Annotated in this window: 15 protein-coding genes; all 15 read right to left on the bottom strand. The window is 72.3% G+C overall.

Translation table 11 applies throughout. From position 1 onward, the window contains the following. Positions 1-2: 2 nt before the first annotated feature. Genes ABD256_RS12435 through ABD256_RS12365 form a run of 15 tightly spaced genes read right to left on the bottom strand, consistent with a single transcriptional unit; the run spans position 3 to position 12,946 of the window. On the bottom strand, positions 3-1,241 hold the full coding sequence (locus ABD256_RS12435) for a cytochrome P450 (RefSeq protein ID WP_344417001.1): 1,239 nt from the start codon (positions 1,239-1,241) through the stop codon (positions 3-5). Between the two features lie 8 nt (positions 1,242-1,249). Then, positions 1,250-1,987 carry a class II aldolase/adducin family protein gene (locus ABD256_RS12430; RefSeq protein ID WP_344416999.1) on the bottom strand — a complete coding sequence of 246 codons (738 nt, stop codon included), beginning with the start codon at positions 1,985-1,987 and terminating at the stop codon, positions 1,250-1,252. 28 nt (positions 1,988-2,015) lie between these two features. Beyond that, on the bottom strand, positions 2,016-2,723 hold the full coding sequence (locus ABD256_RS12425; protein ID WP_344416996.1) for a 2-hydroxychromene-2-carboxylate isomerase: 708 nt from the start codon (positions 2,721-2,723) through the stop codon (positions 2,016-2,018). Next, entirely contained in the window at positions 2,720-3,637 is a 918-nt protein-coding gene (locus tag ABD256_RS12420; protein ID WP_344416994.1) for a thioesterase, read from the bottom strand. Before ABD256_RS12420 ends, ABD256_RS12425 begins: the two co-directional genes overlap by 4 nt. A gap of 10 nt (positions 3,638-3,647) precedes the next feature. After that, positions 3,648-4,424, bottom strand: a complete 777-nt coding sequence (locus ABD256_RS12415; protein ID WP_344416992.1) for an alpha/beta fold hydrolase — start codon at positions 4,422-4,424, stop codon at positions 3,648-3,650. Further along, the gene (locus ABD256_RS12410) at positions 4,411-5,262 is read right to left on the bottom strand and encodes a beta-ketoacyl synthase N-terminal-like domain-containing protein (RefSeq protein WP_344416990.1); all 852 of its coding nucleotides are present in this window, start codon (positions 5,260-5,262) and stop codon (positions 4,411-4,413) included. Before ABD256_RS12410 ends, ABD256_RS12415 begins: the two co-directional genes overlap by 14 nt. After that, positions 5,259-6,371, bottom strand: a complete 1,113-nt coding sequence (locus ABD256_RS12405) for a beta-ketoacyl synthase N-terminal-like domain-containing protein (protein ID WP_344416987.1) — start codon at positions 6,369-6,371, stop codon at positions 5,259-5,261. Before ABD256_RS12405 ends, ABD256_RS12410 begins: the two co-directional genes overlap by 4 nt. After that, on the bottom strand, positions 6,368-7,429 hold the full coding sequence (locus ABD256_RS12400; RefSeq protein ID WP_344416985.1) for a beta-ketoacyl synthase N-terminal-like domain-containing protein: 1,062 nt from the start codon (positions 7,427-7,429) through the stop codon (positions 6,368-6,370). The genes ABD256_RS12405 and ABD256_RS12400 overlap by 4 nt, the downstream gene beginning before the upstream one ends. Further along, on the bottom strand, positions 7,426-8,643 hold the full coding sequence (locus ABD256_RS12395; RefSeq protein WP_344416982.1) for a beta-ketoacyl-[acyl-carrier-protein] synthase family protein: 1,218 nt from the start codon (positions 8,641-8,643) through the stop codon (positions 7,426-7,428). The genes ABD256_RS12400 and ABD256_RS12395 overlap by 4 nt, the downstream gene beginning before the upstream one ends. Before the next feature lie 5 nt (positions 8,644-8,648). Further along, on the bottom strand, positions 8,649-8,900 hold the full coding sequence (locus tag ABD256_RS12390; RefSeq protein WP_344416980.1) for an acyl carrier protein: 252 nt from the start codon (positions 8,898-8,900) through the stop codon (positions 8,649-8,651). Further along, a complete protein-coding gene (locus ABD256_RS12385) occupies positions 8,900-9,409 on the bottom strand; it encodes a 3-hydroxyacyl-ACP dehydratase FabZ family protein (protein WP_344416977.1) in 510 nt (169 codons plus the stop codon). Before ABD256_RS12385 ends, ABD256_RS12390 begins: the two co-directional genes overlap by 1 nt. Next, complete coding sequence (locus ABD256_RS12380; RefSeq protein ID WP_344416975.1) at positions 9,402-9,848, bottom strand: 3-hydroxyacyl-ACP dehydratase FabZ family protein; 447 nt, start codon at positions 9,846-9,848, stop codon at positions 9,402-9,404. The genes ABD256_RS12385 and ABD256_RS12380 overlap by 8 nt, the downstream gene beginning before the upstream one ends. After that, complete coding sequence (gene fabG, locus ABD256_RS12375; protein WP_344416973.1) at positions 9,845-10,582, bottom strand: 3-oxoacyl-ACP reductase FabG; 738 nt, start codon at positions 10,580-10,582, stop codon at positions 9,845-9,847. The genes ABD256_RS12380 and fabG overlap by 4 nt, the downstream gene beginning before the upstream one ends. Continuing rightward, the gene (locus ABD256_RS12370) at positions 10,582-11,799 is read right to left on the bottom strand and encodes a CaiB/BaiF CoA transferase family protein (protein WP_344416971.1); all 1,218 of its coding nucleotides are present in this window, start codon (positions 11,797-11,799) and stop codon (positions 10,582-10,584) included. Before ABD256_RS12370 ends, fabG begins: the two co-directional genes overlap by 1 nt. A gap of 7 nt (positions 11,800-11,806) precedes the next feature. Next, positions 11,807-12,946 carry a steroid 3-ketoacyl-CoA thiolase gene (locus ABD256_RS12365; protein WP_344416969.1) on the bottom strand — a complete coding sequence of 380 codons (1,140 nt, stop codon included), beginning with the start codon at positions 12,944-12,946 and terminating at the stop codon, positions 11,807-11,809. Between the last annotated feature and the right edge of the window lie 154 nt (positions 12,947-13,100).

Raw genomic sequence — 13,100 nt, 5'->3', positions numbered from 1 at the left:
CCTCAGCCCGCCAGCCACCTGGCCGGCAACGACTTGATCCCGTTCACGAAGTTGGATTCCATCCGCACCACGGGTTCCGCGATCCGGAGGCGGTGCAGGTGCGGTGCCAGTCCGGACAGCGCGGCCGTCGCCTCCAGCCTGGCGAGGTGCGTGCCGAGGCAGAAGTGCGGGCCGATCCCGAACGCGAGGTGCGGGTTGACGGCCCTGGCGAGGTCCAGCCGGTCCGGATCGGTGAACACCCGCTCGTCCCGGTTGGCGGAGGTGTAGTAGAGCACCACCTTGTCGCCTGCCGCGATCTTCCGGCCGCCGAGGACCAGGTCCCTGGTGGCGGTGCGCCGGAACTGCATGATGGGGGTGACCCACCGCAGGAGTTCTTCGACCGCGGTCGGCAGCATCGACGGGTCGGCGGCGAGCGCGTCCCGTTGCGCGGGGTGGTCGGCCAGCGCCCGGATGCTGCCCGCGAGCAGATGGCGCGTCGTTTCGTTTCCTGCCACCACGAGCAACAACCAGAACTGGCAGAACTCGCGGTCGGCGAGCGGGTGTCCGTCCAGTTCGGCGTTGGCCAGCTTGCTCATCAGGTCGTCCCGCGGCGAGCGCACCGCTTCGGCGCGTTTGCCCAAGGCGTACTGGAAGGCCTCGACGAACGTGCGGCGGTACGCCTCGACGTCACCGCCGCCGTACTCGGGATCGTCGAAACCCACGAGCTGGTTCCCCCAGCGGTAGAGCAGGTGCCGGTCCTCCTTCGGCATGCCGAGCAGATCGGTGAGCACCAGCAGCGGCAGCTCGGCGGCGAAATCGGTGACCACGTCGAATTCGGGCGCCGCCACCACCTTTTCCACCAGGTTCGCGGCGTGCCCGCGGACCGAGTCCGCGAGCCCGCCGATCGCCTTTGGGGTGAAGACCGAGGTCACCAGCTTCCGGATGCGCGCGTGCTCGGGCGCGTCCATGTTCACCAGTAGCTGCCGCGCGGTGCGCAGATCCGCCTTGGTGCGGGGATCCACCAGGAACGCGCCCTTGGCCGCGGACGAGTACGCCTCGGGCAGCCTGGCCACCTCGACGACCTCGGGGTGCCCGACGACGGCCCAGTAGCCGGTGCCCCGCACGGCGGTCTGCCCGGCGCTGCTGTGCCGGATCAGCGCGGGCTCGGGTACCCACGAGACGTTGCCCGCCTCGCGCAGCCTGCGGAACTCGGCGTGCGGTACCCCGTCGGCGTAGGTGGCCGGATGTGCCACGTCGATCATCGCTCTCCTCACTCCAGCAGATCGGGCTCGGCGCGCACGATCCACTCGTACAGCGGGCGGAAGTTGAAGCGGCCCATCGACGGCGTGCCGAGCAACTCCCACGCGGACCTGGCTTCGGCGTCGGGGATCAGCACCGGTTCGCTCGCCGACGCCTCGGCCAGTAGCTGAACCTGGCAGCACCGTTCCATGCTGATGAACCACCACGCGGCCTCCGCCGGTGAGCCGCCGACGGTGAGCAGCCCGTGGTTGCGCAGGATCACCGCCTTGTTTTCGCCGAGGGTGGCCGCGATGCGCTTGCCCTCCTCCGCGTCCAGCACCACGCCGCCGTATTCGGCGAACACGGCGTGGTCCCGGTAGAACGCGCAGGCGTCCTGGGTGATCGGGTCCAGCGGCCGTCCGAGTGCGGCCCAGGCGCGCCCGTGGATCGAATGGGTGTGCACGGCGGAAACCACGTCCGGGTAGGCCGCGTGCAGTTCGGCGTGGATCGTGTACCCGGCCTGGTTGACCCTGCCCTCGCCCGCCACCACGGTGCCGTCGCCGTCCACCAGCAGCAGGTCGCGGACGCGGACGTGCCCGAAATGCCTGCCGAGCGGGTTGATCCAGAACCGGTCGGGCCGTTCCGGGTCGCGGACGGTCATGTGCCCGCCGACGCCTTCGTCGAAGCCGTACCGGGCGAACAACCGCATCGAAGCGGCAAGCCTGCGCTTCCGGTAGGTCCGTTCCTCGTCGGGGCTCCGGTCGCTCACGGTGTTCCTCCTTTTTGGCGCGACGAACTCAGCCGCAGCCGCCCGCGGTGTCGGTGTCGTAGGCGTCGGATTCCATCCGGGGGCCGGGCACCGCGGGGAGGCCCTCTTCCGCGGCCGTGCGCCAGATCGCCAGGAAGCCGTCGACCCGGTCGAGGCCCCAGAACCGGTCCCGGCCCCACAACAGGTAGGGGATCCCGAAAACGTCGTCGTGGTAAGCGGAAACCAATGCCTTCACGCCTGCTTCGCGGATCTCGGGCCGGTCGGGGGCGGCGACGGCGAGATCGGGGTCGACGCCCGCGCGTTCGGCGACCCCGCGCAGCACCTCCGGGGTGCAGACGTCCTCACCCCGGTGCCAGCGCGCCGCCACCACCTCGTCGTAGAAGGCGAGCCCCCTGCCCTGCCCGCTGGCGAAGATCCAGCCGAGGTGCGGCAGCTCCCACCACGGGTCCACGTCGATCGGCCACGCCATCGGCAGGCCGGCGGCGGTCGCGACGCGCTTGGTGTCCAGCAGGAGGTACCGGTGCTTCGCCCGGCTCATCTGGGTGTAGTGGATTTCGGCGCCCGCTCCGGTGACGGCGGCGGCGGTCCGTTCGTCCGGGTCCCAGTACGGAATCCACTCGAAGGCCGTGGCGGCGTCGTCGACCGCGGCACGCAGCCGCTGCACCGCCAGCCAGCTGTACGGGCTCCGGAAGGAGAAGTACAGGCGGGGCCGCCCGCGCGGTTTCCGGGGGCTCACCGGCTCGCTCCGGTCAGCGCGGCGACCACCTCGTGGTCGAGGTGGGCCAGTTCCCCTGCCCGCTCCCCCGCGCCGATCGCGTACCCGTGCACGATGCTCGCCGTCGCGGTGTGCAGGAGCCTGCCATCGCGCAGGACGTAGCAGTCCATCCTGCCGTCGAACAGGGTGTCGCGCAGGACGTCCCCCACCTCGAAGGTGGTATAGACCACTTCTTCCAGCAGGGCGGACGTCACCAGCCGCACCCGCGCCCTCGACACCACCGGGATCCACGCGCGCTCCCGCATGAGCGTCCCGACCGAAATCCCGCGATCGGCGAGGAACCGGTCGACGACCTCTTCGAGCGCGCGGACGTACCCGGAGTGCTGGACCCGGTCGGCGTAGTGGCAGTGGAAGTACCGCGCGCGCCACGCCCACACGAATCCGCCGTCCGCCGACAGCAGGTCCACCGGATCGCCGGGGCACTCGCGATCGGCGGGCGCGGTGACCGTGCTCCCCGCGCCCACCGTGCCGGTGACGAACCCGGCGATGGCATCGGATGCGGCCTCGCCGTCGCGTTCGGACACCAGCGCGACGGTCACCTTCGCCTTCAGCACCAGCGTTTCCCCGCCGTCGCGCACGGCCACCAGCCGCACCGCGAACCGGCGGCCCCCAGCGTGCTCGACCTCTGCCCGCACCTCGTCGTCGACCTCCAGCACCGCGGGCAGCTGCGCGGAGCAGTCCACGATCTCCACCCCGAGGCCGTGCCGGTGGTAGAGCTCCTGCGGGCCGAGGCCGCGGTCGCGGAACCAGCCGAGGACGCCTTCCTCCACCAGGTACAGGAAGTGCTTGAACCCGATCCAGGTCCGGATGTTCGCGCCCTCGAACCGCGGCCTGCACCGCAGTACGGTGGCCGGGGCCTCGTGCAAGGCCGTCATCAGCGTCTCCTCACCTGCCGCCGTCCGGCAGTCCGATGTGCGCGTCGAGGAACTTCGTGAGCCCCGTCGCGACCCGCTCCGGCCACTTGACGTGGCAGAAGTGGTCGTAGTCCTGGTCGATGTCCAAAGTGGACGTGGGAAGGGCGTCGGCGAGCTCCCGCGCGGCGCGCACCGACAGCGTCGGATCGTTGCCGCCGGCCACGATCGACAGCGGCACGCCGATCCGGTCCAGCGGCAGCAGGGTGCTGTCGACGAACTGCTGGAACACCGCCAGGAACCCGGTCGGGCCGACCCGGTCCACCGCGCGGTCCGCCATCGTTTCGACGATCTCCGGGTCGAGTGCCGCGGCCCGCTCCCCCAGCCGCACCAGCAGCCCGTGCCGGACGTGCCGGTCGAAGGCGCGCCGGGAGCGGTCGAACACCTCCCAGGTGACGGCGACCTTCGGCGGCCGGTACAGCGGGCACAGCATGGCCGCCGCACGCCCGGCCGCACCGCGGCTCGACCCGAGCAGTTCCAGGGTCGCGTTGGCGCCGAAGGAATGCGCGACCACGGCCGCGGGCGGCTCGTCCGCTTCGGCCAGTGCGTCGGCCAGCAACCGGCCCGGCGAGCGCCCCCGCCACGCGTAGTCGTTGCCCGCCCGCCACGGCAGGTCCAGTGCCAGCAGCCGCCAGCGGGGATCGAGGAACTCGCTCACCGGAAGCCAGCTGTCCCACGACGCCTCCAGGCCGTGCACGAGCACCACCGTCGGCCCGCGCGGTACGCCCCGCGAAAGCTCATGAACCGGCATTCGCGCCCCCCAGCACCGCGGTCCGGCCCCCGGTGCGCACGGTGACCGACGCCGCGACACCCGCTGCGGTCAGGTGGTAGGCCAGCGCGAGCGAAACCACGTCCTGGGCGCCGTAGTAGTCCCCCCAGCGCGCGACGAGGTCGACTCCGGCCGGACCGACGACGATCGAAGCCTCCCTGTCCTCGCCGTCGCTCAGTTCCAGTGGCACGCCGTCCCCGGACGCGGTCAGCACCACGCACGCGGCGCCCGCGCGCGGGTTCACGGCTCCGCCCTCCCGGCGGAGGTCCGCCGCCACCGGGTCCGCCGGTTCGGCGCCGACCAGCGCCACCCGCCGCGCCCGCCCGGCACGGAGCAGCAGCACCGCGAGAACCAGCGCGTCGGCACCGGCCATGGCCCCGGAGCACACCTGGAGGTTCGCGCCGCCGAAGCCGAACCACCTGGCCACGGTGGTCGCCACGACATTGCTCGATGCGTTCGGCGCGGTGAGCGGGCTCGCCGCGCGGTAGCCCTCCCGCTCGACGGTGCGCGCGAGATCGGCGACCGTTTCGACGTTGCCGAGGTTGACCGCGGCCACCACGGCGGTACCCGGGTCGCGGTCCGGCGGCGGGACCGGACCGGGGGCGAGGCCGAGCGCCCGATGGGTCGCGCAGAGCGCGAGCCGGGTCGCCGGTTCCTTCATCAGCAGCCCGCGCCTGCCGAGCAGCGTCGCGGCCCGCTCGGGCGGACATGCCGTCCCCGCAAGGCTTTCCGGCCACCCACCCGGTCCCGCGAGCTCGGTCAAGACCGGGCCGAGGTCCGTGTCGGGCAGGTGCACGCTGGCCGCCGTCACGCCGATCATGCGGCCTCCAGCAAGGAGACCGCGTTGGCGCCACCGAAGCCGAACGCCTCGGTTTGCACCAGGCGCGGTGCCGCCTCGACCGGGCCGCCGAGGACGAACCGGATCCCGTCGCCTTCCGGCAGTACCGTCTCCAGCCCGGTCACGGCGGGAACCACGCCGTCGCGCAGGCAGCGGATCGCGACGTCGACGTTGACGAGCGCCGCCGTGCCGGAGAGGTGGCCGACGGCGCCCTTCACCGCGGTGACCAAGGGGGAGCCACCCGGTTCGAGCAGGACTTCGCGCAACGCGGCGCTTTCGACGGGATCGTTGAGCGCGGTGCCCGTGCCGTGCGCGACCACGACGTCCACTTCGGACGCCACCCGCGCGGCCCTGCTGAGCGCGTCCCGCATCGCCTCAGCGATCCCGGCCACGTCCGGCGCGGTTTCGTGGCGGGCGTCGCAGGAGAGCCCGGTCGCCAGTACGGAAGCGAGCGCGGGTCCCGGCCGCTCGGTCCGGGTCAGCGCGACCGCCGCGGCGCCTTCACCGAGGAGTACACCCGTGCGATCGGCGTCGAACGGGCGGACCCGGCTGGTGGGTTCGGCGGCGACCCTGCCGATCATCGCGAGCATGGACCGCGTCATGCCGTCCACGGCGCACGCGAGCACGACGTCGGCCTCGCCGAGTTCGAGCAGGTCCTGCGCGAGCGCGAGGGCGTGGCCGCCCGCGCTGCACGCGCCGGTCAGCGTGATCACGTCGGTCACACCGGGCAGTACGGCCCGCAGCACCCCGCCGTAGTGGAGATGCTCCGGATCCGGCACCGCGCCGCCGAGCGCCCAGTCCTCCACCGCCGCGAGCTCGCCGAGACCGGTGCCGACGATCGCGATCACCCGCTCCCGCACGGGATCGGCCCGCGACCGGGCGAACGCGTCCGCGGCGCATCCCGCCAGCCAGCGACCGGCACGGGACGGTCCGTCGTCGAGGATGTGGTAACCGCGTTCCACGCCGAGCCGATCCGCTGAACCGTGCCGGAGCGGCCCGACGCCGTTTTCCCCGCGCAGCAACGCTTCGAACGTCTGGTCCCCGGTCCCGAAGCAGGTCCGGAGTGAGCTGGCCACCACTCGCACGGTCACGCGCGCACCACCCGGAGCACGGCCACCGCGACCGCTCCGTCGGGGTCGCACCCGGTGACCAGCGCCGCACCGGCCGGCGACGGCCCGATGCCCCGGTGGCCCGCGAGCAGGAGCCCGACCCCGAGCCCGCCGGTGGCCGCCCCGCAGTCGCCGAAGTACACCTTGGGCAGCAGGCGCGGCACCTCCTTGCCGAGTACGCCGGTCACCGGCCGGTACTCGCTCAGATCGGCTTCGTCCGCCTCGCCGGTGACCACGGCGACGATCTCGTCGTGGCCGACCCCCGCGGTCCGCAACGCCCGCCGGGTGCAGGACCGCAGTGCGCGATCGCGCCCGCCCGCGGCAGCGGGTCCGTAGCCGGTGCACACCGCGAGCACGTCGGCCTGCGGAGCCCTGCCGGTCGGCGACGCCTCCACCACGAACACCACGGCGGCTTCCCCGACCGACGCCGCCTTCGGGTCCCCTGTGGACAGTGCGTGCGCCCACGCGCGGTGCTCGCTGAACTCCTCGGCCGCACCGACCAGCATGACGCCCGCGTACCCGCGCTCCAGCGCGTTCGTCGCGTAGCGCAGCGCGGCGAGGAACCCGATCGGTCCACCCGCGACGGTCGCGTTGACGCCGCGAAGGCCGAACCGGATCGCGGCCTGGCCTGCCGCGCAGTTCATCACGGTGTTCGGGAACAGCACGGGGTTGACCAGGTACGGCTTCTCGCTGACCTTGCTGTCCAGGCTGAACTCGCTCGTCGACTTGAAGCTGCCGACGGTGGTGCCGAGCGCGACCCCGATCCGGTCGCGGTTGGTGTCGTCCGGCTCCAGCCCGGCATCCGCCAGCGCGTCGCGGCAGGCCACCACCGCGAGCGAGGTCGCGCGGTCGAGGAAGCTGGTGCCGCGGCGTCCCAGCTCCGCCCGCACGTCGAAATCGACGACGGCGTGCGCGTCCGGTGCGGGAAGCGGCCGTTCCGACAGCGCGGTGACCGGGCCTGGTGTCCAGCTCGCCAGCGTGGCCCTGCCCGGCCCTGCCACGACCGAGCCCCGCGACCAGCCGGTGATCGTCGCGCTCATCGCAGCGCTCCCAGCAGGACGATGGCGTTGTTGCCACCGAAGGCGAACCCGTTGTTCTGCACCACCCGCACCCGAGCGGGCCGCGCGACGTTGGGGACCGGGTCGAGATCGGCGAACGCGAGGTCCGGAGTGGACCAGTTGACGGTCGGCGGCAGGAACCCTTCGGTGATCGCCAGTGTGCAGGCGATCGCGCCGAACCCGCTCGCCGCGCCCATGCTGTGCCCGATCATCGACTTGATCGAGCTGGTCGCGGGCGGCCGGTGGCCGAACACCTCGAAGATCGCGGCCGCCTCGGCCGCGTCGTTGGTCGGCGTGCCGGTGCCGTGCGCGCAGATGTAGTCCACATCGGACGGTTTGACGTCGGCGTTGCGGTGCGCGATGCGCATGCACTCGGCGACGCTGCGCTGGTCCGGTGCGACCGGGTGGTTGGCGTCGCAGTTGGCGCCGTACCCGAGCACTTCGGCCAGCATCGTCGCACCGCGGGCGGCGGCGTGTTCGTAGGTCTCCAGCAGCAGCACGGCACCGCCCTCCGCGGTGAGGATCCCCGACCGGTGGCGGTCGAACGGCGAGCAGGCGTCCATGGTCAGCGCGCCGAGGCGGTGGAAGCCCGCGTGTGCCCACTGGCAGACCGAGTCCGCACCGCCGGCGAACACGACATCGGCCGCGCCCGTGGTGAGCAGGTCGTAGGCGTAGCCGAGCGCGTAGTTGCTCGCCGAACAAGCGGTGGCGAGCGTGACGGACTCCCCCGCCAGCCCGAGTTCCTCGCTGACCGCGTGGGCGAGCCGGGCCGCCGGGAGCTGGGCGAGCAGCCGGGGGTCCATTGTGTCCGGTGCGTCCATGCCGAACTGCACGGTGAGCGATTCGAGCACGCGCGATTCCCCGCTGGTGGTGCCGAGCACGGCGTGCGCCCGCTCCGGATCGACCCGGTCGAGATCGAGGCCGCCGTGCTCGACGGCGACGCGGGCGGCCACCGCGGCGAACTGCCCGGAGCGACCCCAGCCCTCCGGGTCGATCCGGCGCAACCACCGCTCCGGCCGGAAATCGGGCACTTCGCCCGCCTGCTTCGACGGGAAGCCCGACGCGTCGAAGGACGTGATCGGGGATATCCCGGAAGCGCCTTCGCGCAGGCCCGTGGCGAAGGCCGCGGGCCCGATGCCGATGCTCGACACCGGGCCCAGCCCGGTCACCACGACGCGGGAGCAGGTCTCGGCCACCGCCGTCAGCCCTGCCGGTCGTGCCGGAGAAGGGCCTCGTGAACCTCCTTGAGGTTGGTCAGCTCCGGCAGCTCGTGCTGCGGTATCTCCACTTTGAAGTACTTCTCGATACGAGCGAGGATTTCGATGGCGCGCAACGAATCCGCCTCGTAGTCGTCAACGAAGTGCCCCGTGTCGGTGAGCTCCTCGGTGTCCACTTCGAGCACCTCGGCGACCATCTTGCGGAGGTCCTCCAGCCGGTTGCCTGTCTGTGTCATCAGATACCCCTTTGATCGTGGTCCTGGTGGTCGGGCGGTCCCATCGCCGTTCGCGGGCGTCGGGCGGCGATGAGGCTCTCGGCGGTGAGCACCGTGCGGTCGCCGACTCGGCTCACCCCGCGGGCGAAAACGGTCTCGGCGATCACGTTTTCCAGTTCCACCGTGTGTTCGAGGACGTCTCCCGGGTAGGCGGCGCCGAGCATCCGCAGCCCGCGAGCACCGGTGAACAGCAGCGCGGACGACTCGTCGACGGCCTCGCCCTGCCCTTCGAGCCACAGGAGCGCCGCGCTCTGCCCGAGCGATTCGACGAGCAGGGAAAGCGGGTACGCGTAGGACTCCGGCGCCGCGTCGTCGGGGAGCGCGCGGTAGCACGGTTCGGTGCCGGAGATCGCCTTGCGGGTCCGGATGGACTCCCCGGCGCGCAGTTCCACCACCTGGTCGACCAGCAGCAGCGGATGGCGCTGCGGCAGCTTCCCGCGGACACCGCGGTGATCGAGGCGCTCACGCATCGCTGTCCCTTCCGAACACGGCCAGGAACGTGGCCGCGACCGCGTCACCCCCGCCGCGGTAGGCCTTGGCGGAGGCCGTGACGCCCTCATCGCCTTCCGGCTCCAGCCGGATGTCCCAGCGCAGTTCCCCACCCGGAAGGACGGGCGCGACGAACCGCATCCGGGTCACTTCGCGCAGCCCCACCCCGGCCCCGAACATCACGCGGAACACGGCCCGCACCGTCTGGTCCAGGCTCTCCAGCAGGAACACTCCCGGCAGGATCGGAAATCCGGGGAAGTGGCCTGCGAGGTTCGGGTCGTCGCCCCGTACCAGAAGGCGGGCGTCCACCCTGGTGCGCGGGCCGTCCTCCTCGGCGCGCCACCGGTCCACCGCGGCGAGGGGTGCGGCGAACGCGGGTGCGGGCACCTCGTGCCAGCGCGCGGTCGCTCCGGCGGTCACAGCGTCATCCCCCCGTCCACGCCGAGCACCTGCCCGGTGACGTAGGAAGCCCGGTCGGACACCAGGAACTCGACGAGTTCGGCCACTTCGGACGCCTGCCCGAACCGGCCCAGCGGGATGCGCTCGAGCGCGGTGGCCCGCTGGCGCTCACCGAGCTCCGCGGTCATGTCGGTTTCGATGAACCCCGGTGCCACCACGTTGACCCTGATCCCGCGCGGGCCGAGTTCCCTGGTGAGCGAGCGGCTGAGCCCGATCACCCCCGCCTTGCTCGCGGCGTAGGCGGTCTGCCCGGTGTTGCCGTACAGCCCGGCGACCGACGACATGTTCACCACCGACCCCGCCTTGCGCTTGAGGAAGCGGAATCCGAGCACCGAGCAGAAGTTCCAGGTACCGGTGAGGTTGATGTCCAGCACCCGCTGCCAGTCGCCCGGCCTCGTCAGCACCAGCGGCGCGTCCCTGGTGATCCCGGCGTTGTTCACCAGGCAGCGGACCGGGCCGAGCGAGGACTCGGCGGCGGCCACGAACTCGTTCACCGCGTCCAGGTCCGCCACGTCGCACCGGGCGAAGTGGCAGGGCACGCCGAGTGCCCGGACCGCGGCCTCGGTCTTGGCGCCCGCCTCGCTCTGGCTCTGCGAACAGCCCGCGACGGCGTAGCCCGCCTCGGCCAGCCGCACGGCCACGGCGCTGCCGATGCCCCGCGACGCGCCGGTGATCAACGCCGTCGGTCTTTCCATCAACGGGAGCCCTCCTGCATCTGTCCTACTGGGACGGTCGCGTCCTCGGCTTCGCCCAGTACCTCCTCGGTGTGCTCGCCGACGGCGGGCGCCGGCACGCGAATCCGCGTCGGCGTCCGGCTGAACTTCACCGCGGGGCCGACCAAGGGCGCCGTGCCCCCGTCGTGCAGCACCGTGGTCTGCACCATGTCCCTGGCCAGCACGTGCGGGTCGGCCACGACCTGTGCCAGCGAGCGCACCGGGGACGCGGTGACACCGGAGGCGGCCGCGAGTTCGGTCACCTCGCCCGCGGTGTGGCGGGCGCACCAGTCCGCGACGACCGCGTTCACCCGCTCCCGGTTCGCGAGCCGCGCGGCCGCGGTGTCGTAGCCGGGCGCACTGGCCAGCTCCGGACGGCCGGCGAGCGCGGCCAGCGCGCGCCACTGCCGGTTCATCGCGACCGCGAGGTACACCGGGCCGTCCTGGCACTCGAAGACGTTGGCGGGCACCACGAAATCGGTTTCGTTGCCCTGCCTGCGCGGTGGCTCGCCCGCCGCGGCCAGGGTGGGCAGGCCGCAGCTTCCGAACAGCAGCGAGTCGAGCATCGACACGTCGACGTGCTGCCCCTCGCCGGTTTCCGCCCGGTGCCGCAGCGCCGCCAGCGCACCGATCGCGCCGTGCAGGCCGGCCAGTTCGTCGGCGAGGAAGGTGGGTGCCCGCATCGCGGCGCCGTCCGGCTCGCCGTTGAGCGACATCCAGCCACCGGCGGCCTGCACCACCGGGTCGTAGCCGGGCCGGTCGGCGCCGGGACCGTACTGGCCCCAGCCGGTGATCGAGACGAACACCACGTCGGGGCGCACTTCGCGGCAGGCCCGGTAGCCGACACCCCAGCGGTCGAGGGTGCCCCGCCGGTAGTTCTCCACCACGACGTCGGCGGTGCGCACCAGGCGGAGGAACGCCTCCTGCCCCGACGGCTCGCGGAGGTCCAGCCCGGCGCTGCGCTTGTTGCGGTTGACGGTCTCCCGGAACCACGACAGCCCGGTGCCGGGTATCCGCGGCGGCAGATCGCCGTCCTTGCCGTGCGGCAGCTCGATCCTGATCACGTCCGCCCCGAGATCGGCGAGCACGCAGGTCGCCTGCGGGCCCGACCACACCCGGGTCGCGTCCAGCACCCTGATCCCGTCCAGCGGTCCGGTCCGGTCCGTCCTGGCTTCGGCGTAGAACTCGTCGCGTTCCATCCCGGCCTCACAACCGCCGCAGCAGCGACGCGGTGCCCTGCGCACCACCGCAGCACATGGTCAGCAGCGCGGTTTCCGCGTCGCGCCGCGCCAGTTCGTGCACCGCGGTGACGAACAGCCGGACACCGGTGGCGCCGAGCGGGTGCCCGAGCGCGATCGCCCCGCCGTTGGCGTTCACCGCGTCCCGGTCGAAGTCGTGATGGCGCAACCAGGTCAGCACGACACCGGCGAAAGCCTCGTTGACCTCGGCGAGATCGAGGTCCGATGCCGCCATCCCGGCCCGGTCGAGCAGCTTGCGGGTCGCCACCAGCGGCCCGTCCAGCAGGAAGTACGGGTCCGAGCCGGTCACCACCTGGTGGTCGAGCGCGGCCAGCGGGCGAAGACCCAGCTCGTCGGCACGCGTCCGCGACATCCACAGGACCGCGGCGGCGCCGTCCGAGATCTGCGAGGTCGTCCCGGCGGTGTGCACCGCGCCGGGCACGTTCGGTGCCAGCGCGGCCAGTCCTTCCGCCGTCGTCTCGCGCAATCCCTCGTCGCGGCTCACCACCGTGTCGCCAGGCGCGGTGATCGGCACGACCTCGGCGTCGAATCGCCCCTCGTCCCAAGCGACCCGTGCCCGTCGCTGCGACTCGACACCGTAGGCATCGGCCTCTTCGCGGGTGACGCCCTCGCGGCTGGCGATTCGCTCCGCGCCGCCGAACTGCGCCTTCGGCGGATCGTCCCAGGGGTAGTCCGGGGTCTTGTAGTGGCCGGGCCCCTGGTAGAGGTTGACGCCGATCGGCACCCGGCTCATCGACTCGACCCCGCAGGCGATGGCGGTGTCCAGCACACCGGCGGCGATCTGGGCGGCGACGAGGTGATTCGCCTGCTGACCGGATCCGCACGACACGTCCACCGTCGAGCAGCCGACCCCGGGGTCGAATCCGGCGCAGAGCCAGGCGTTGCGCGTGACGTTGAGGCTCTGCTCCCCGGCCTGGGTCACGCAGCCGCCGACGACCTGGTCGACCTCACCGGGGTCGATCCCGGCCCGGTTCAGGACCGCCGCGAGCACGTGCCGCAACAGCTCCACGCCCTTCAGGCCCGCGAGCGCCCCGCCACGGCGGCCGAAGGGGGTCCTTGCCGCGGCGACGATCACCGGCTCCGCCATCCACGTCCCCTTCCCCGAAGCGCTCGACGGGACTCGGTTCTGCTATCTGGTCATTTCGTGCGACCTCGGAACCTTAACCTCGATCCGGCCCGCACACCATACCGGCGACGCGATTGTGGCCCTGACGACGTGATTGTCCACCGAGATACAAGTA

This window comes from Amycolatopsis minnesotensis (genome assembly GCF_039529815.1).
Classification (GTDB): Bacteria; Actinomycetota; Actinomycetes; order Mycobacteriales; family Pseudonocardiaceae; genus Amycolatopsis; species Amycolatopsis minnesotensis.
Note: the sequence above shows the minus strand (reverse complement) of the source record. Positions and strands in the feature narration are given on the sequence as shown.

What these genes read in the sequence shown, in the direction of transcription:
- ABD256_RS12415 (WP_344416992.1), bottom strand. Translation starts at nt 4,424, where the DNA reads ATGCCGGTTCATGAGCTTTCGCGGGGCGTACCGCGCGGGCCGACGGTG.
- ABD256_RS12385 (WP_344416977.1), bottom strand. Translation starts at nt 9,409, where the DNA reads ATGCGTGAGCGCCTCGATCACCGCGGTGTCCGCGGGAAGCTGCCGCAG.
- ABD256_RS12420 (WP_344416994.1), bottom strand. Translation starts at nt 3,637, where the DNA reads ATGACGGCCTTGCACGAGGCCCCGGCCACCGTACTGCGGTGCAGGCCG.
- fabG (WP_344416973.1), bottom strand. Translation starts at nt 10,582, where the DNA reads ATGGAAAGACCGACGGCGTTGATCACCGGCGCGTCGCGGGGCATCGGC.
- ABD256_RS12370 (WP_344416971.1), bottom strand. Translation starts at nt 11,799, where the DNA reads ATGGAACGCGACGAGTTCTACGCCGAAGCCAGGACGGACCGGACCGGA.
- ABD256_RS12390 (WP_344416980.1), bottom strand. Translation starts at nt 8,900, where the DNA reads ATGACACAGACAGGCAACCGGCTGGAGGACCTCCGCAAGATGGTCGCC.
- ABD256_RS12365 (WP_344416969.1), bottom strand. Translation starts at nt 12,946, where the DNA reads ATGGCGGAGCCGGTGATCGTCGCCGCGGCAAGGACCCCCTTCGGCCGC.
- ABD256_RS12410 (WP_344416990.1), bottom strand. Translation starts at nt 5,262, where the DNA reads ATGATCGGCGTGACGGCGGCCAGCGTGCACCTGCCCGACACGGACCTC.
- ABD256_RS12435 (WP_344417001.1), bottom strand. Translation starts at nt 1,241, where the DNA reads ATGATCGACGTGGCACATCCGGCCACCTACGCCGACGGGGTACCGCAC.
- ABD256_RS12400 (WP_344416985.1), bottom strand. Translation starts at nt 7,429, where the DNA reads ATGAGCGCGACGATCACCGGCTGGTCGCGGGGCTCGGTCGTGGCAGGG.